This window comes from Terriglobales bacterium, from assembly GCA_035567895.1.
Classification (GTDB): Bacteria; Acidobacteriota; Terriglobia; order Terriglobales; family Acidobacteriaceae; genus Gp1-AA112.
The window spans coordinates 93,106-111,809 of the sequence record DATMPC010000011.1; the positions used below are offsets into that span (position 1 = coordinate 93,106).

General features: G+C 55.2%; 16 protein-coding genes. 9 read left to right on the forward strand and 7 right to left on the reverse strand.

Annotation, left to right across the window (positions count from 1 at the left end; translation table 11 throughout):
- Positions 1-8: 8 nt before the first annotated feature.
- The 3 genes from VNX88_02885 (at position 9) to VNX88_02895 (ending at position 2,895) form a co-directional block, all read left to right on the forward strand.
- Positions 9-653: a zf-HC2 domain-containing protein gene (locus tag VNX88_02885; protein ID HWY67580.1), complete on the forward strand. Its 645-nt coding sequence runs from the start codon at positions 9-11 to the stop codon at positions 651-653.
- A gap of 113 nt (positions 654-766) precedes the next feature.
- Complete coding sequence (locus VNX88_02890; protein HWY67581.1) at positions 767-2,194, forward strand: S8 family serine peptidase; 1,428 nt, start codon at positions 767-769, stop codon at positions 2,192-2,194.
- A gap of 20 nt (positions 2,195-2,214) precedes the next feature.
- Positions 2,215-2,895 carry an HD-GYP domain-containing protein gene (locus VNX88_02895; GenBank protein ID HWY67582.1) on the forward strand — a complete coding sequence of 227 codons (681 nt, stop codon included), beginning with the start codon at positions 2,215-2,217 and terminating at the stop codon, positions 2,893-2,895.
- A gap of 264 nt (positions 2,896-3,159) precedes the next feature.
- Here VNX88_02895 and VNX88_02900 read toward each other — a convergent pair whose 3' ends face one another.
- From VNX88_02900 to VNX88_02915, 4 genes are all read right to left on the reverse strand, one after another.
- Entirely contained in the window at positions 3,160-3,843 is a 684-nt protein-coding gene (locus VNX88_02900; protein ID HWY67583.1) for a cytochrome c oxidase subunit 3, read from the reverse strand.
- Positions 3,840-4,142, reverse strand: coding sequence for a hypothetical protein (locus tag VNX88_02905; GenBank protein HWY67584.1), 303 nt, complete (start codon positions 4,140-4,142; stop codon positions 3,840-3,842). The genes VNX88_02900 and VNX88_02905 overlap by 4 nt, the downstream gene beginning before the upstream one ends.
- Positions 4,139-5,905, reverse strand: coding sequence for a cbb3-type cytochrome c oxidase subunit I (locus VNX88_02910; GenBank protein HWY67585.1), 1,767 nt, complete (start codon positions 5,903-5,905; stop codon positions 4,139-4,141). Before VNX88_02910 ends, VNX88_02905 begins: the two co-directional genes overlap by 4 nt.
- Before the next feature lie 226 nt (positions 5,906-6,131).
- Positions 6,132-6,842: a hypothetical protein gene (locus VNX88_02915; protein ID HWY67586.1), complete on the reverse strand. Its 711-nt coding sequence runs from the start codon at positions 6,840-6,842 to the stop codon at positions 6,132-6,134.
- Positions 6,843-6,920: 78 nt separating this feature from the next.
- Between VNX88_02915 and VNX88_02920 the strand changes: the two genes are divergently transcribed.
- Complete coding sequence (locus VNX88_02920; protein HWY67587.1) at positions 6,921-7,112, forward strand: hypothetical protein; 192 nt, start codon at positions 6,921-6,923, stop codon at positions 7,110-7,112.
- A gap of 114 nt (positions 7,113-7,226) precedes the next feature.
- Here VNX88_02920 and VNX88_02925 read toward each other — a convergent pair whose 3' ends face one another.
- The 3 genes from VNX88_02925 to VNX88_02935 form a co-directional block, all read right to left on the reverse strand.
- Positions 7,227-8,648, reverse strand: a complete 1,422-nt coding sequence (locus VNX88_02925) for an alkaline phosphatase family protein (GenBank protein ID HWY67588.1) — start codon at positions 8,646-8,648, stop codon at positions 7,227-7,229.
- A 354-nt stretch (positions 8,649-9,002) separates the two neighbouring features.
- Positions 9,003-10,682, reverse strand: a complete 1,680-nt coding sequence (locus VNX88_02930) for a M48 family metalloprotease (protein ID HWY67589.1) — start codon at positions 10,680-10,682, stop codon at positions 9,003-9,005.
- A 23-nt stretch (positions 10,683-10,705) separates the two neighbouring features.
- A complete protein-coding gene (locus VNX88_02935; GenBank protein ID HWY67590.1) occupies positions 10,706-11,845 on the reverse strand; it encodes an energy transducer TonB in 1,140 nt (379 codons plus the stop codon).
- A gap of 309 nt (positions 11,846-12,154) precedes the next feature.
- Here VNX88_02935 and wecB point away from each other — a divergent pair, with 309 nt between their 5' ends.
- The 5 genes from wecB to VNX88_02960 all read left to right on the forward strand — a co-directional run bounded on the left by wecB (position 12,155) and on the right by VNX88_02960 (position 18,689).
- Positions 12,155-13,330 (forward strand): UDP-N-acetylglucosamine 2-epimerase (non-hydrolyzing), encoded by a 1,176-nt coding sequence (wecB, locus tag VNX88_02940; GenBank protein HWY67591.1) that lies wholly within the window; start codon positions 12,155-12,157, stop codon positions 13,328-13,330.
- Positions 13,331-13,471: 141 nt separating this feature from the next.
- Positions 13,472-14,731 (forward strand): glycosyltransferase family 2 protein, encoded by a 1,260-nt coding sequence (locus VNX88_02945; protein HWY67592.1) that lies wholly within the window; start codon positions 13,472-13,474, stop codon positions 14,729-14,731.
- Positions 14,728-15,771 carry a polymer-forming cytoskeletal protein gene (locus VNX88_02950; protein ID HWY67593.1) on the forward strand — a complete coding sequence of 348 codons (1,044 nt, stop codon included), beginning with the start codon at positions 14,728-14,730 and terminating at the stop codon, positions 15,769-15,771. The genes VNX88_02945 and VNX88_02950 overlap by 4 nt, the downstream gene beginning before the upstream one ends.
- Entirely contained in the window at positions 15,772-16,788 is a 1,017-nt protein-coding gene (locus VNX88_02955; GenBank protein HWY67594.1) for a hypothetical protein, read from the forward strand.
- Entirely contained in the window at positions 16,785-18,689 is a 1,905-nt protein-coding gene (locus VNX88_02960; GenBank protein ID HWY67595.1) for a hypothetical protein, read from the forward strand. Before VNX88_02955 ends, VNX88_02960 begins: the two co-directional genes overlap by 4 nt.
- Positions 18,690-18,704 lie beyond the last annotated feature (15 nt).

The window sequence follows — 18,704 nt, forward strand, 5'->3', positions numbered from 1 at the left end:
GAGAACTGATGCGGCATATCCCTCAAGAATCGCTGGCTGAATTCATTCGGCAGACCTTACCCCCAACCGAAGCCGGTCAGGTGCAACAGCACCTGGCAGAATGCCGTGAGTGCACCGATCTAGCTGGACTGTTTCGCGAAGTGGTGCGTGTTGGCGCGAACGAATCGGCTTATGAACCTCCAGCAGGGATCCTGCGCATAGTGAAGGCCTATTTCGAGACTCAGCAACGCGATACTCCTGAGCCAAAGGGCGTATTTGAGCTGCTCTTTGACAGCCTAGCGCAGCCAGCAGTTGCGGGAGCGAGGGCCTCGGTGGCTTCCGCGCGTCAACTCTTGTATCGAGTTGGAACCGTCTATGTAGATATGCGCGTGGATTCCGAAGTGAATTCCGAGCGCGCCGCTCTGGTTGGCCAAATGCTGGATAGCGCCCGGCCCGGCCACCCGGTGTCCGGAGTCCCCGTAATACTGCTGGACGGCCGTAAGAATGTAGCTAGCGCCATCAGTAACAACAATGGCGAGTTTCAGATTGAATTCATGATCAAAAACAATTTGCGCCTTTCGGTCACGGTTGGTGACGGAAACCCCGTCTACCTGCCCATTACAGGAATAGAAGAACGGAAGCGACCGGTGGGAGCAAGTCGAGGGCAGAACTAGTTTTGAAGTTACTGGCGTAACTGGCCGATAGAGCCAGGCGCCTCATAAACTGGATACTTCCCCGCTGTAGTCCCCCTGCAAAATTCTAAGAGGCGAGAGTCTTTGGAGATCCGATGACTAGTAAGTACACCTTTGTCCAAAAATGCAGCCGAGCCAAAGCAGGGGTCTGCATCGCTCTTATTCTGGCGATTTTCAGCGTGTATGTGCAGCCTGCGTCTGCCATAACACCGCCTCCGTCAAAAACCAATGCGCAACTGCTTGGCGGATTGTTGGGGGGCGGTGGCTTGCTCGCGACCAACCGTTACATTGTTCGGGACACGAAGGGCCTGCTGGACTTGAATTTAACTTGCCTGCTTTTTCACTGCCAGGTACTTCAGGGTATCGGCGATCCCGATGCCCAGCTATACGTAGTCACAACTTCTGGTCTTCTGAATCCGGTGCTCTTCATTACTCAGCTCCTGTCTGGCGGTAGCATTACCAATGTGGAACACGATCAGCCCGTAGCGACTCAAGGCTCAACGATCGGCGCCACACCTGCGTACTTGACCGACAAGACTCCGGTGTCCTATTACGGCAGTACGGTTTGGGAAGGATACGTGCTGCAGACACCGAACCAGATCGTCAGAACCGCCACCATGCAGTCTGCATATGGTGTGGATGGAACCGGCGTCACTGTGGCGATCATCGACACAGGCGTCGATCCGAACAACACGGTACTCAAGAGCAAACTGGTATACGGCTACGATTTCACCCGCAACAAGACCGGCGGATCCGAAATGGGAGACATTAACCAGTCGACGGTTGGCGTTGTCGATGGTTCATCTCAGCCAGCACAGCTGAACCAATCCACCGTTGGTGTTGTGGACCAATCGACGGTTGGGGTCGTGGACAACTCCCAATATGCCGCATTTGGACATGGCACCATGACCGCAGGCATTGTGCACTTGGTAGCTCCCAATGCACAGATCATGCCGTTGAAAGCATTCAACGCAAACGGCACCGGGTACGCCTCCGATGTTCTGCGCGCGATTTACTACGCGACCAATCATGGAGCCAAGGTCATCAGCATGAGCTTTGACTTCACTTCGTACTCGCAGGAGCTGGCGACGGCCATCAACTACGCCACTATGCGAGGTGTGATCTGCGTAGCTTCGGCCGGAAATGACGGACAGATCGCCACGGTATATCCGGCGTCACTTCCCAGCGTTATCGACGTGGCTTCGACCTCGAACAACAACACGCCATCAGCGTTCTCGAACTACGGTGCACCACCGGTCTGGTTGTCAGCACCCGGTGAAGCCGTGATGACCACTTATCCGTTCAACACGTACGCTGCCGGTTGGGGTACATCGTTCAGCGCACCGCTGGTTTCTGGAACCGTGGCGCTAATGGCCGATGTGAACTCTCTGTTCCTGACAAAGCAGCAGGCGGCCAAGGCGCTCTCGAATGCGCAGCAAATTGGTTACTCTCAGTACGGCTACGGCGTGCTTGATACTTATCAAGCCATTAAAGCCTGGAGGAACGCCCTGGGGCTGCGGTAACGAAACGCTGGACTACGCGCATGAGCCTGCATCAGACATTTGATTCGTGGTCACCGCTGTTTCTTCGGGTGAAAGAACTTGAAGAGCAGCAGGTGACCATGCGCACCGCCACCATATGCGCATTGAATCAATTGCTCGACTTAAAAGACCTCAATACTGGTGTGCACAGCACGCGTCTGGCAGAGTGGGCGGTGCGAGTCGCGCGCCGGCTGGGAATTGAAGAAGAGAACTTGTATCAGTATGAAGTTGCCGCTCTTTTACACGACATCGGCAAGATTGGTGTTCCCGACGCGATCCTGAAGAAGCCAAGCAAGCTCACTGACGAAGAGCGCGCGATCATGAACAAGCATCCGGAATACAGCTGGTCGATTCTGCGGCTGTTTCCCGGATTGGAAGAGGCCAGTCTGTTCGCACTCCATCATCACGAGTCGTACGACGGCACTGGCTACCCGGGGGGTCTCAAGGCCGAGGAGATTCCCCTAGGCTCACGAATCGTATCCATCGTCGATGCCTTCGATGCCATGATCTCCAACCGCTGCTACCGTAAAGGCCTTGATCATGCCGAAGCGATTCGCCGGCTGAATGCCGGTAGCGGCACTCAGTTCGATCCTAGTGTGCTGCGGTGTTTCCTGGAGATTGCCGAACTCGAAGTTGCTGGTGTATTCGCTGCGACCGGCACTAGCATCACCGCGGTTATTTGAGTCTTACAGGCAGGAAAAATCCGCTCACACACAAGAAACAGCCAAAATAGCAGGGGAAAATTCGAATTCGATCTAAAAGTTATCGAATTCTGCCCAAAATCCGCGAATTTCGGTCAAAACCAGGGAATTATCAGCGATTTCTGTGGACTTCTTCCTAAACCACCATTCGCAAAGCACTTAATGCTGTCTTGCTCGGGATTCAAGAAACTAACAGGGAACTATCAGGGGAACTCCGGCTGAGATGACGGCCTCGCTGCAGCCCTGTCAGGCAAACAGCAAGAAGCAGATTAGGTAGATCCACAGCAAGGTCATCGAGTGCAGATACCATGCCGTCACATCCACAGCAATGCGCCGACGCGCAGCGGACACTGGCACGTTGAAGACAGCGATCACCGCAACCGCCAGCACTCCTACGAATGCATGCACCGCGTGCGTACCACTCAGGACGTAGAAGAATGCGGCCCGCGCCCCGGTGCTCAGTAGTTGCCCGCTCGACGCTAGTGAATGCCAAGCGAGTCCCTGCCCCACTAGAAATCCGATTCCCAGCAACAGCGATGCGTTGAGCCACAACCTACTGCCTCGTTCGATTGTTGCTTCTCCGTGTAGAAGAACTCGAGCCTTGCGGCGAACAACCTCAATCGCTCCGCTTGCGCAAATCAGAAGACACGTATTTAGGATCAGAATTCCGATCGGAAGCCGCAGTGGTTCCCACGCAGTCGAATAAGCACCCGTCGCCGCGTCATAGGTCGGAATTCCTCTGCGGACGACGTACGCGCTGCTGAAGCCAATGAACAACATTGCAACCGAAGCGACAAACAGGGCGAGAGCGAGGCGATAACGTCTCAACATCAGGGAGAAGTCATCTTCGCCGCAAATGCGTGGCGGATCGAGTCTTGGCGGGATACTGCCTGCCGAATCTGCGAGCGACGTTGGCGAGAGAACGCTCATTCTGTCCTCACAACATCCGGCTCAGAGTTTTCGAGTCCGCAGTATTGCTCGGTGAAATTCGGAAGCGTCTGAGGCGCATTCTTCCACCTTCGAACCGCGATAATGATGCCCGCAAAGATTAGTGTCGGCGGAAATACCAGCAGCAAAATTCCGACGCGCAACGCATGCGCAGTTTGCGGCCCACCAGCCGCGGCCGTCGTGTAGCACGATGCGCATCCTTGAGCACACAATTTCACTGAAAACAGCGAGAGTGCGCACAATATTCCAGCCGCCAGCACGATTCCTCTAATCCGATTCACTCTTTCACCTTCAGGTTCTCGGGATTCGACTGCATGACAAAATCCCTTCCGACGTTCGTCTCACCATATTCGTACGGCCCGTGATGGACAACTGGCTGCTCTATGAAGTTGCCTTCCGGCGGAGGTGAACTGGTTGTCCACTCCAGAGATGACGCATTCCATGGATTTGAGGAGGCGCGCTCGCCCTTGTACATACTCCAGAAGAGATTGAACAGGAAAACAAACTGGACGGCTCCAGTGACCAGCGCGGCCACAGTAATGAACTGGTGTAATGAAATCAGTGGAAGCAGAAAGTCGTCGCTCAGCATCGCGTAGCGACGTGGATTGCCGGAGAGCCCAAGCAGATGCATGGGCATGAAGATGCAATAGACCCCGACAAAAGTTAACCCAAAATGAATCTGCCCGAGCCGTTCATTCAGCATTCTTCCAAACATCTTCGGGTACCAGAAATAAATTGCAGCGAAGATCGCGAAGATTGCCGAGACTCCCATGACCATATGCAGATGACCGACGACGAAATATGTAGCGTGCAAATACGAATCGACGGCTGGATGTGCCAGTAGAATCCCGCCGAGTCCACCTGCTACAAAGGTTGAGATGAAGCCGAGGCAAAACATCATCGCCGTGGTGAATTGCAGTCTGCCTCCCCAGAGCGTGCCTAGCCACAACAGCGTGGTAATCGTCGCCGGCAGCGAAATAATGATCGTCGGAATCGAGAACAGGAATCCCGAAAAGGGACTCATGCCGCTCACGAACATATGATGGCCCCAGACGACAAAGCTAAAAAAGCCGATCGCCAGCATGCATCCCAGCACTAACCTGTAACCCAAGATTGGCTTGCGCGAAAAGCAAGCGAGAACATGAGAGACAATGCCGAATCCGGGAAGAATCGTGATGTAAACCTCAGGATGCCCGAAGAACCAGAACAGGTGCTGCCACAGCAGAGGCGACCCGCCGGAGTGTGGTTCGATTTTGCCGCTTACCAGCAGATTGGCGGGCACGAAGAAGCTGGTGCCGGCATTGCGGTCGAGGAAGAGCAAAACAACGGCAGCAAGCAAGACAGAAAAGCTCAACAGACTCAGAATCGCAGTAATGAACCACGCCCAACAGGTCAGGGGCAGGCGCTGAAGCCACATGCCTTTACATCGCATGTCGATGAAGGTGACGAGGAAGTTGATTGAGCTTGCCACTGAAGCGATGCAAAAGATGCCGATTGAGATGAGCCAGAGGTTCTGTCCTGTTCCCAGTCCGGGACCAGCATCGTTTCCGACCGCAGTCATCGGAGGGTATGCAGTCCAGCCGGAAATTGGTGGGCCGTCTTTGACAAAGAAGGTCCCGGCAAGAACAAGGAGAGCGACAAGCGTCATCCAAAACGACACCATGTTCACAATCGGGAAGGCGGTCTCTTCCGCACCGATCTGAAGCGGCAGAAAGTAATTACCAAAGGCATTCTGAGGAGCGAGCGTAAGCACGAAAAAGATCATGATCGTGCCATGCAGAGTCATCAGTGACAGGTAGTACTCAGGCGTCATCACCCCGCCTGGAGCTCCGGTAGCAGAAAGATGTTCAAGCCCAAAGATTCGCGCGCCGCTCCAGGCGACGTGGATTCGCATTAACCAGGAGAGGGCCATTCCAATTACGACCGCGAAAAGCGAAAGGAAGAAATACTGAAGTCCGACAATCTTGTGATCGGTGCTGAAGATGTATTTGCGCAGAAATCCCTTTGTCTGCTGACCAGCGCTAAGTTGGATCTCTGGTGACATTGCGGAGTTGATTGACTGTCATCCTGAGGCCCGCTGTCGGCCGAAGGATCTCCCGGAATGGACTGGACTTCGTTGCTGCATCCTGGCTTTTTCACGAGAATCCTCGCCAAAGAGCCGCGGTGCAGCATGTATGTCCCAATCATCACGGGAGATCCTTCGGCCAACAGCGAGCCTCAGGATGACAGTTTGGAATTTATCTGAATCAGTCCCCATAAGACATTCCCAGTCAGCGCGCATGCGCCCGCATCCACTTCTGAAAATCATCTGCCGAAACAACTTCCAAATAGGCACGCATTCTGTAGTGCCCCAAGCCGCACAGCTGTGTGCACGCGATCTCGTATTTGCCGATCCTCGTCGCCGTAAAGCGCACAGGGATCTGCATGCCGGGAACCATGTCCTGCTGGATCCTGAATTCGCGAACATAGAAGCTGTGGATTACGTCTTCAGAATTCAAGATGAGCTCGACTGGCTGATTGACAGGAAGCACCAGACTCGCACTTACGACGTCGTCTCTGGAAGCGACGTCTTGTTTTGTATCCAATCCGAAGTAATTGCCGACGCTCGGGTCGATCTTCTGAACATGGATTGGACCAAATTGACCGTCACGCCCCGGATAGCGAAAGTAATAGGCAAACTGCTGCCCCATGACTTGAGCCCTGACCACATCCCCACTAAACGGAACCGAGAACATGCTTCCCCAAGCGCGTCGGCCAAGCGTAGCTGCGCTGAACAGCTCAAGAGAAATAAAAAGTACGCTCACGATGAGGGCAACGCGCGCCGCGGAAGTCAGCGGCTTCGCCGTCGAGTTCGCGTGAAACTTCCACGCCAGTGCTGCGAGCAGAATTTGTGCCAGCAGAAACGCAAAGCCGACATCGATCATCGCCCGGACAACCAGCCGGTCGAGATCAGACGCATGACTGACCGCTGGCGCGGGCATCCACCAATGACGAGAGACAAATAGACCAATAGAAGTAAGCGAAACAGAGGCAAGTAGAATCGCGAAGATTTTGCCGGGATGAAGCCGCACGTCCAAGGCTATGACGCGCGGCTGGAAGATGCAACTAGAGTGAGGTGGTGGGTTAATTTGAAAAGTGCCGCGATTGCACGGGACGCGACCCTCGCCGACACGGTCATCCCTCACTCCGCAGGCGACGCCGTCTATCTCATCAATGATTTCAACGCGGAGTGGGGGATCTGCTGTCTCTAAGCAGAAAAGCAGATCCCCCGCGCAAAAAGCGCGCGAGGGATGACAGTTTCAAATGTTGTTGGCGGTTTGAGGAGCGGTCAATCGTCAGACCGAACCAGTACTAGCCCGCGAAGACTACGGCAAGGCGTCGTAGCAAGGTCCATTAGTCGGCTGTGCCGGCGGCGTCGGAGGCGTAGCCCATGGCTTCCCTGTGAAATCGAAGAACTCACTCATGTCCATTCCAGCGGCATCGCGCTTGTTCAAATTGGGCAGTCCGAACCGCGCCTCAATCATCTTCAGCACCGCTATGCTGTCCGTGACTGTATGTGAGACGTAATGCTTCTTCGTGAACGGCGAAACCACCATCATGGGAACGCGGAATCCATAACGCGTGAAGTCCCCCTTCGGATCGGGCGGACTCGTAGTAATGAGGTCCTGCGGCGGAATGCCATCCGGATTCGGGACATTGGCCGTGGGTGGCGGAACGTGATCGTAAAAGCCGCCGCCCTCATCGTAAACGAGGATGAAGGCTGAGTCTTTCCACGCGCTGCTGGCCATCAACGCGTTAATGATTTTTGCCGTCTCGGCGGCTCCTGCCTGAATGTGATTTCCCAATCCGGGATGTTCAGAAGTGCCCTCGATAAATCCAGGTTCAATATACGAAACTTGTGGGAGCGTTCCGTTCTGAAGATCGGTGAAGTACTGCGATATCGGCGCGAACTTGTCCTGGTGCGTAGCCATGAACCCAGAGAAATCGTCCAACTCAGTATTGAGATTTGTATCCAGGTAGTAGATCTTGTAAGAAATGTTCTTCGTATCAAGCAGGTCGAAGATTGTCTTCGCGCTCACCTGAGCCGTTGGTCTATGGACGTGCCCTGCTGAAGTCGCGGCTACCAGGTACATACGATTGGCTTCCGTCTCAGTTGGCGCCGGAGCAAACCATCGATCAGAAGTAGCGAACTGCGACGCCATGAAGTGGTAGTAAGGCAGATCGGCTGCGGTGTAATAACCCATTGCGCGGACACCGACTGTGTCCTTGCTTCCCTGGCCCATGGCCGCGGCTCCCGCCTGTACGACGAAGCCATCCATCGTCGGAATATCCGAAGTTTCGTTGAAGCGATTAAAGTTGATGTGGCTGGTAGCCCAGTCGGCGCTGGTATTTTCTACGCACATAGTCTGCAGATGGAAGGCTTTGATGATGCTTCCATCAAAGGCCGGATTCGACGCGTTGGCCGGCATTCCGTCGACATCCTGAGGAAGACCCTGGGACGCGCGATATTCGTTCATGTGCCCGAAGTAGGCGTCGAATGAGCGATTTTCCTGAGACATGAAAACGATGTGATTGATTGCGCTTATGTCTCCCGTTGGGCCGTTGTTCGGACCAGGAGTGCTCGTCACCGGGGTAGAACCGCCAGAACCTCCGCCGGAATTTCCTCCAGGATTGTTGCCTCCCGAGCCATTTGAGGAGCCGACCAGCGCCATGCACCCCGCAAGGTAGCAGGAAGCAAGAGCAATCACGGCACAATGCCAGAATCCTGTGAGACGAGCCCGTAGCATGAATCACCTTTGCTCGAAGTGGCGGTCAATACTGCGTTTTGGGTTGTGATGAAGGCCGGCGGGCGCGAGTTGTGCAGCTCTGCTGATAATCCAGCAATCGAGAGTTGCGGGATCACCGAAGACTGTCATCCTGAGGCCCTGTGTTGGCCCTGAGCCTGTCGAAGGGATCTCCCGCGATGATTGCGGCATCCATGCTGCGTCAGGCTCTCCGGCGAAGATCCTCGTGAAAGAGCCGAGATGCAGCAATCAGTCTGAACCATTCCGGGCGATCCCTTCGACAGGCTCAGGGCCAACATAGGGCCTCAGGATGACAGTCTTTTAAGCCCGGAAATCGGGGGCTTTCGCCGAAAAACCTCAGCGCTTCTCAGCTACCTCGTTCCCTTTAGCTTCGCCGACACGCACCAAATTGGGGATCATCGGTGTAACCTCGAAAGGTAACTTATCGCGGGCAGAGAGCACGGACTCGGGCTTGCTCCGCTTCAGGTTTACGTGGTCATCCCACGAATCGAGTTTGATTCTGCTGCCCAGTGGAAGTGCGGCCAATTGGCGAACATCACTCGTCTTGAGTTCAGGGGCCGATTGAATCAGGGACTCCATGCGGAGGATATCGCTGCCCTTGGCCATCCGATTTCCGAAATTGGGACTGATGAGCCACTTCAACTCGTCCGATCGTGCCTGTAACGCTTTGAGGAAGAGCCCAGCGTTCGCCAGCTTGTCTTTATACGGCGAACTTCGAAGCAACTCGACCGCTTTCTTGTCCGCAGCATCTTCGTCCGAGTCGTTGCGCCGCATACCAATCTTCTGCAGCACCTGTTCATCGGGGAAGATCATGCGATCGCTAAAGGCATACTTCGTGTTGACCGAATGACCTAATGCAATGTGGGCCAGCTCATGCGAGAGCATCATCGCCAACGAGCTCTCGTCGGGAAGCACGTCCAGCAATCCACGGCTGAGAACGATGGTGTTTCCAACCGTGAACGACTCCAGCGGAGTAGTGAGGAGCACCCGGCAGCGAACCTCGGGCTGAATATTCAGGTTGTTTGTGACCTCGAGGTTGTTCACTACGGTTTCAAGGACCTTCGTGACCTCACCGGCTGGCGCTAATACCCCCGCGCGCTCCATTCGATCCAGAACGTTGTCTTCCGCTTCGCGCTGCCATTTATGACGGCTCTCGAGCGGACTCATCTCATTGGCGCTCGATCCGCTCTTGTCTGTCACCCCCTGATTGTTTTCTTCCACCTGCATATCGGTGAATTCGGTTTGCCGGCCGGAATGCTTCAGGTCGTATCCCCACAGGCGGGTTTGCCCCTTCATGCTGATCTTGCGAAGGACGTCATACTTCACGTCGGAGTCTTCGGTGTAAACCAGCGCCGGCAGCCACAATCCGGGCTGCATGTTCATGCGCCAGCTATCGAAGTGAAAATAGAAATTGCCGCTGCGTTGCGGCTCGTATGTCCCGTTCAGGCGGACGATGTTGTGCTGCTGGTCCTCCACCCAGATGCGTCCCACAAAATGGGTGCCTTTGATCTTCTTGTGAGGAACCACATCAAACACAAGCGTACGTACATCTCCGAGAAATTCCTGCCGCAGATATTTCAGGTCATAGTTCTGTGCGTTGAAGCCGTGACTCAGGAAGACAAGCTGCATGAAGCCTTCGGGGAGGTACTTCATTTTGTAGAAGCTATCGAGACGATCGAGCACACGCGAGAACATTCCCATCTTCTTTTTGTCGTAGCTCATGTCGTTGATGCCGCGCTTGTCGAGCACGAGACGACCCAGGAAATAGTGGTCGCTGGCGGGCACTTCACCAAGCTCCTCATCGGGTTTTAGGTTCTGGATGTAGGTCTCCACCAGTGGCGTGTACTTGTGCATGTTCTCGACGAGCTTCGCTTCCTGGTAGAAGATGCTGTTAACAACGGCTTGCTGCTGCGAGTTCGCTGAACTCGGAGGCGGCGTGGCACTATCCGCTGCCATGGCGAGTGAGGCCGTCAGCACTGTTGCGCCGAGAATCCAGATTTTGCGTGCGAACGACATGTAATTCCTCCAAGTAGGAAACTTCATTGTGCTAACGCAAAGACGATGTGCACGACGGCGTCAGAGTCAGTGGGCCGGCCATCCTTCTTTGCGGGATTAAAACGAATCTGCGTTGCCGCGCGCTGCGCAGCCTCATCCAGTCCGTGTCCCAGGCCCCGAATCACGCGCTCCACGTGGATATCCCCTGAAGCGCCGAACATCACGGCGAGAAGAACCTCGCCTTCAATTCGCTGTTGCCGCGCTTCGGCGGTGTAAACCGGACGAGGCTTCGAAAGAATTTCTACTGGCGTAGTCTCAGGAGCCCGAGCCGCGCGCTTTGCCGGCGCTTCAGCCGTGGTGGCGTCGCCAAATCCGCCGGTATTCACAGCTCCGCGAGGATTCCGGTCACCGGAACCGGCTCCTGCCATTCCATCTCCGAATCCAGCGCTGGCCACGACTCCTTGTTTTCCGTGCGCGCCACCGGCGCCATTGCCGTTTCCAGGACCGCTAGGCATGTCGAATGCTCCCAAAGCGGCGACAGTTAGTTTTCGGTCAGCGTTGGACTTGCCGGGAACCCCATTCGGATCGCCGAATCCACCGGTTTGTACTTCGCGCACAGGAGCTTTGATCGTGGGTTTGGCCGAGCTGCCGGAATCAAACAAGCCTTCCGTCACCTTCTTTTCCGGGACTGGCGGTTTTGGCAAAACCGGAGGTGGCGTGTTCTCCGCGACAACTTTAGGGGCCTCAGGCACAGGCATGGGCTTAACAACCGGCGCTTCCATTTTGGGAAGTTCCTTGGGCGCTGGAGCTGGCAGCTTGGGTTCCTCGCGGAGTTGCGCGAGAACTTTGGGAGGCGGTGGAGGCACGGGCTTCACCATCACCGGCTTCTCCAGCGTGGGCGCGATCAAGGTCACACTTTCATGCGTCGGCGCTACAAATTTCGCTGTCTCTCGCGGCAGCCAGGCGGCGATTTGCAGGATGGAGAGAAGCGCAGCAAAGTGAATCAGGCCGCTGGCTCCCCAACGGCTCCATTGCCTGGGCGCGCTTACTTCGGTAAAGGTTGGGATCGCAGATGTACCTTTTATGGACTTCGGCTGTGGAATTTCGTGAAGAGTAGCCAAACGTCGGAAACGTACGTCCGGCGTCGCTTCTGGAAGAGGTTGTGTGTTCGTGCGCCTCAACATAACTCCTGAACTCTTTGCCAGCGTTTTCGGTCACACACTCCGCGGAAGCGATTCGCGGCGCGTTGATTCGTTTCTGGTTCTTCCTCTTCTTGATTATCGCGAAGCAGAGTCTCTGCTTGTGCAGCTCACTGTGGTAGTGATGAATTCGTTAAGAGCGGTGTTGCTCGCTGGTGTCGACTTTCCTGTGAATTCACATCGAAAAAATTGTAAGTGTTGTGGAAGCACTGATTTGAAGGGCAACCAGAGCGGCGGCTTCGGACTCTACTCAGTCGAGTGACTATTTATCCAGTGGTTAACAAGCGGTTACAAGTGGGAGTGGTATTTGGCACTAGACCTGAGGCTATCAAACTCGCTCCGGTAATTGCGGAGCTGAAGCAGCATTCCAACGAATACAAACCGTACCTTATTTCGACTGCGCAACATCGCTCGATGCTCGATCAAGTGATGCAAGTGTTCGGTATCACGCCTGACATCGATCTTGACCTGATGCAGCCCAATCAGACATTGAACAGCCTTACCTGTCGCGTTCTCCAGGCGATGGATTCCGTCCTCGCAGCAAATCCGCTTGATTGCCTTCTGGTCCAGGGAGACACCACGACAGCGATGGCGGCGGCTTTGGCAGCCTTCCATCGCAAGATCCCAGTCGCACATGTAGAGGCTGGGCTACGCAGCCGCGACATGATGAATCCATTTCCTGAGGAATCGAACCGCCGTCTCGCTGGCGTTGTGACTTCTCTGCACTTAGCTCCTACTTCCATGGCACGCGACAATTTGCTGGCGGAGGGAGTTGCACCGACGGCGATCGTGACCACTGGAAACACCGTGGTCGATGCGGTAAAGATGCTGGTCGATAGGAAGATGGCAGATCAGGATCTGCCGGTCGGTGTCCCGGATGATGGCTCTCGTTTGTTACTCATCACTTCTCATCGCCGCGAATCCTGGGGGACAGAACTCGAGAACATCTGCAATGCAATACGTGACTTGATTGAGGCGTTCCCTGACGTTCGCGCCGTGTATCCCGTGCACTTGAATCCGAACGTTCGCAGCACGGTGATGTCCCGCTTAGGAAATTTGGACCGGGTCCATTTGATCGAGCCTGTCGATTATTTCGGATTTTTATCGTTGCTCCGCCGTTGCTACATGGTGTTGACGGACTCGGGAGGGGTGCAGGAAGAGGCTCCCACATTTGGAAAGCCGGTGCTGGTGCTCAGAAAAGTTACAGAGCGTCCGGAAGCTTCGATGATGGGACTCGGGCGCCTCGTCGGTACATCGCGAGAAGCGATCGTAAGAGAAGCCAGCGACATCCTCGGCAGCACAGTTGTGTACCGCACGATGTCCGAAGGCCAGAACCCATACGGGGACGGACGCGCTTCCGCGCGAATCGTCCAGAGTCTCTCACGGTGGCTCAATGGGGTCATGCCAGTGCTGGACACGTCGGAACAGTTTGAAAGTGGAATTAGGGAGCAAATAGCCACAGTTACATAGTTGAGCCGCACCGAACGTTGAAGCAGCAGAAATTTCAGAGCGTCGATCTCATTGGGTTAAGGGCCTTAGCATGCGCGTGCATCAAGCTTGCCCGACCGATGGCTTCTGACTCGTCAAGCATGGAGCCACTCGGGAGGGAAGATGTTACTGGGTTTATTCACAGCAGTTGTCGTGCTGATCTGTATTTACACGATCCGGCACTACTGCTTTACGGTCAGTCGCCTCGTCGGTCAGCAACGCCATCCATATGTTGATGTCGACACCGCCGAGTGGCCTCCAGTCACTGTCCTGATTGCCGCTCACAACGAGGAGGCGGTTGTTGGCGACATCCTTACCGCTCTGCTGGAAGTTGATTATCCAGCGGAGAAGCTCGCGATTGTCCCGGTAAACGATCGCTCAGTCGACCGCACTCGCGAAATCATCGACAGCTACGTAGTCAGGTATCCCGGACGCATCACTCCATTCCACCGAAGTGGCGGCAAACCCGGTAAAGCTGCAGCGCTGAAAGACGCGATGGCGTATGTGAATACGGAGATCATGCTCGTATTCGACGCGGACTATGTGCCCGGAAAAGCTCTGATCCGGCAATTGGCCTCGCCCTTCTTCGATCCCGAAGTGGGAAGCGTTATGGGGCGCGTTGTGCCGTTGAACGTCGGCAAGAAATTACTGACACGCATCCTCGATCTTGAACGGTCGGGTGGATATCAGGTGGATCAACAGGCGCGCATGAATCTGCACTTTGTTCCGCAATACGGTGGAACTGTGGCAGGCATTCGCAAGTCTGCTCTCGATGAAATCGGGGGCTGGAATGAGAACACCCTTGCTGAAGACACAGACTTGACATATCGCCTGCTCCTCGCCGGATGGAAAACCGTTTACGAGAACCGCGCAGAATGCTACGAAGAAGTGCCTGAACGATGGCCAGTTCGGGTGCGCCAGATCATGCGCTGGGCCAAGGGCCATAACCAGGCGATGGTTGGCTACTCCGCTGCGTTGCTGCGCAGTCACAACGTCAGTTGGTGGGAACGATTCGATGGGTTGCTGCTGCTCGGTGTCTACATGATGGCTCCCGTCTTACTCCTGGGCTGGTTGCTGGCGATCGTCCTCTTCTATCTCGGCGCTCCTGTCGGTGGTGGAATTGCGGTATTGGGTCTCGCAGCATTTACGACTCTCGGAAACTTCGCCGCTTTCTTCGAGATTGCGGCGGCTGCGCGTCTTGACGGATCAAGAGGACGGATTCAGCTACTGCCGCTTACATTCCTCGGCTTTACCGTAAGCGCGATCAGCGTCTCTCGCGCCGCCTGGCAGCAGTTCACTGCGTCGATTCGAGGTCAGGAAATGGTGTGGCACAAGACGGAGCGCTCGCGTGTGGCGCCGGTGGTATTGGAGAAGTCTGCGTGACCTCCATTCTCGGCCCTCTAGCGTTGGCTGCTTCTACTGGTGCTTTGTTGATGGTGCCACTCGCCCCAGCTCTGCGTGAGCTGATTCGCAAGCGCGATGCCGGGCCACTCATCACTCGCAAAGACGATGGCAATATTGCCAACTTCGCCTCCTCGTTGCGCACTCGCTGCATACCGCTTCAAACCATGCTGGATGAGTGTGCACGGCGTTGCGAGAACCAGTTTGTTGAGTCTCCGCAGGGCAACGTATTTCTGATTGGAGAGCCCGGGAGATGGACCGGTCCGCAACACACGACCACACTTGTCCTCTGCGCCGGACCTCTCGAACTCCCTGCTGAATACCAATCAATCGGCGACTTTTATTCTCGAGGAAGCGTGCGATGCGGAGAGCAGAACACGTTTCGTGCTCTTCTGAGCGACGCAGAAATCGTCTTAGGCGAGGGCACGCAGATTCTCCGCTGGATTCATTCTGAATCCGCTCTGCTTGCAGGAAGAAACTGCAGGCTATTCAACCGTGCGTCGTCCGGCAAATCGCTGACTCTATCACCTGGATGCACCTTCGAACGCATTTACGCACCAGTAATCTACAGCTCAAGCGAAGCACAGGCACTCACCCTGCGAATCGAATACGCCGTGTATGCAAAGCTGGCGCAGAGTGGCATTGGGCGCAAGCGCATTCGCGGCGCAATGCACTTCCCTGCCGATGACCAGCACCGTGGAGACGTGTTAGCAACCAGAAAGCTCGACTTAGATCAAAGGGCATGCCTCTACGGCAGTGTGAAGGCTAATGGCGAGATTCTGCTCAAACAAGGAGCTGAGGTGCACGGCAGTGTCGTAAGCACAAAACGGATTCACATTTGCAGCGGAGCCTTTGTCAAAGGCCCAATCATCGCAGAGCGCGAAGTGATCATCGACTCAGGCGTACAGGTGGGGCTCCCAGGAACTCCAACGACGATCAGCGCTCCTCTGATTCGTCTTGCTCCTGGGTCAGTGCTCCACGGCACTGTGTGGGCAAGAGCAGAAGGCCGCGTGGGAGACTGAATGCGCGGCACAATCCTTGTGTTGTTCCTTGGTTCGCTGGCTCTCTGCGCAACCACTACTTCGCGCGAGTTCAATCCTAACGGCTATCAGCTTCCCGATGGTGCGATCTCACTCCACCATCATGGCGAATACATCGAGCCCTACTTTGCGACCAAAGCGTTGCTTCTCGCACAGGAAGCAGGACTCGACGCACGCCAGCCGATTCAGCAGTGGATCCAGTGGCTGCTTCCGCGGCAGGACAAGCATGGAGGGTTTGGCCGCTATTGCCGCAAGCCAGGCGCCGACTGGAAGCTCTGCGCGCCGGCAGACGCCGACGATTCCATGCTCGCACTCTGGTTGCAATTGCTTTATACGAACGCTCCGGATTCGGGGATCCCGACAGAATGGCAGCAAAGCGTTCGCAAAGCCCGCGATAGTTTGAAAGGCCTGAGAAACAGACGACTCGAGGTCTATTACATTTCGCGCAGTAACCATGTTGCTCTTCTCATGGACAACATCGAGGTCTACTCCGCGCTCATGGCCATTGCGCACTCGGAAAAGCGCTTCGGCGACACTAAGGAAGCGCAATCCACGTATGTAGAAGCAGAGAAGCTGAATTTCGGCATCCAGAAAGTGTTTTGGAACAAACACGCGGAGTGGTTTCGACCATCTATCCAGAAGAGCAGGTCTGCTTTCTATCCTGACGTTGTTGCCCAGGTATATCCCTGGCTGGCCGATCTCCCTATGGAGTCTGACGTGCAAACTCGGGAAGCATGGGATCGGTGGAGGAATCGTTTCGCCAGTGAGTGGCTGGAAAAGAAAGTTGATCCGCATCCGTGGGGGCTGGTAGCAATGGCCGCGCTGAAATTCGGTGACGACGCCAGCGCTGCCTGCTGGCTCTCACGCTCCGAGCCGCTGCGGTACAGCACGAATTGGAATGTGCTCGAAGAGTCTGCGTTCCAGGCTGTGCAGGCACATTTGCAAGATGCAGTGAAGTCGAATCCTAATGCTTGTTCCGAGGTGAACAGCGCACCATGAAGGCCATGTTGAAACCGAAACTGGCGATTGCAGTTGCCATGGTGCTCCTCACGTGCGCGGCGGCTGTCGTGTATCACAACAAAGGCATCGCGCCGGTTTCTGCCGACACGATTCTGCTTCTGCTTCCCGATTCGCTCAGCGATAAAGACATTCAAGTCCAGGTATGGCTTGATGCAGCCGCCGAAGAAGGATTTCATCTTCAGGTCATACCGGACTCCGCCTTGCTCGATCCGATGTTTGCGATAAAGGCAGCCGGTTTGATCGTCCCTGATCAAATTCATAGACACGCCAACGACGCACTTGTCGGCGCGTTGCACCATTACGTCCAGCAAGGCGGGGCTTTAATGCTGGTTTACGATGCCTGCACTTGGGACCTGAACGGCCGCTATGCCACGCGAAGCTCGCGATTATCTGATCTTGCCGGCGTTGATTATGCGCTCTATGACCGTTTTGGTACAGACAGCATCCTCTCCGGAAATGTCTGGGGTAGCACTCAGGCCATGCAGGATTTGGGAATTCCGCCGGGAGCTTTTGCGCCGATTAAGGAGAAGCGGCAATCGCCACCGTTAAAGCGCGTAGCGATGCATGGGCCCCACTCGGCGGATGATCGTCAGGTTCTGGTCGGATATTTGTATGGAGAACTGGAATATCCGAGTTTCCAGACCACGGGCGAATACCAGGGTAAGGCCCTGTTGCAGACGACGAATGGCATAGTCGCAGGCGAAAAAGACCACGGCGCGGGTCGGGTGCTATTCGTAAATCTCCCGCTTGGATATCTCACAACTCGCACCGACGGCATGTTGCTTCACTCCTTCCTTCATTACTTCGCGGAAGAGATGCTGCAACTGCCACATCTGGCGAACGTTCCCGACGGAATCGGCGGCGTTGTGATGAACTGGCATATCGATGCAGCGTCTGCCCTCAAGCCATTGACGATGCTGCGCAAAGCAGGAATCTTCAATAATGGGCCATTCTCGGCAGACTTTACGGCAGGCCCGGATGTGGATGAGTTCCACGATGGGAAGGGCCTCAATCTGCAGAATGACGCGGAATCACGTTCCTGGGTGCGTTTCCTGATCGAACACGGCAATGAAGTTGGAAGTCACGGTGGCTGGATCCACAACTATTTCGGAAGGAACCTGTCCGATTCCAACCAGGAGTCGTTCCAGCAATATCTGGAACTTAATAAGAAGACCATTGAAGAGAGCACAGGCCATCCCGTACACGAATATTCGGCGCCGCTCGGCAATCAACCAGCATGGGTTACGCGGTGGTTAGAGAAGAACAACGTTGTTGCCTATTACTTTGCAGGCGACTCGGGCATGGGTCCAACGCGAGTTTATCGAGACAATGGCCGTGATGGAGACAGAATTTGGGCATTCCCCATTCTCCATTTTGGGACTGAAGCCAGCCTCGAGGAGATGCACATGGGATCGATCTCCGAGGCCGCAGTGCAGAATTGGCTGACAAATGTGGCGGATTTTACGTCTGGTAAGCACGTCGTCCGGCTAGTTTATTCGCATCCGCTGGGGGCATCACGCTACATCGAGACGCTGCAAACCTGGTTTCAGCACACGCGCGAACTTACCGGTGAGGGACGATTCCGCTGGTACACGATGTCGCAGGCAGCGAATTTCCTGAATGAGCGGCAGGAAGTTACGTGGTCGATCCAGCATCGCGGCGCCAATTCCGTGCTTACGGCGAGCCATCACCGCACTCTCGAGCACGAAGCGTGGATCTTTCCAGACTCGAAATACGGTCAGCCACGTGTGACTAAAGGCTTCGCAGACATCCACGATCAGGACGGTTATTGGATCGTGGCTGCGAAGGACTGCAAGAATCTCAATGTTTCACTAGCAGAGCGCCAGACAAGCAATGCGAATCCTCAGGCTGGAAACTAGCACTTGAGGCTTCGA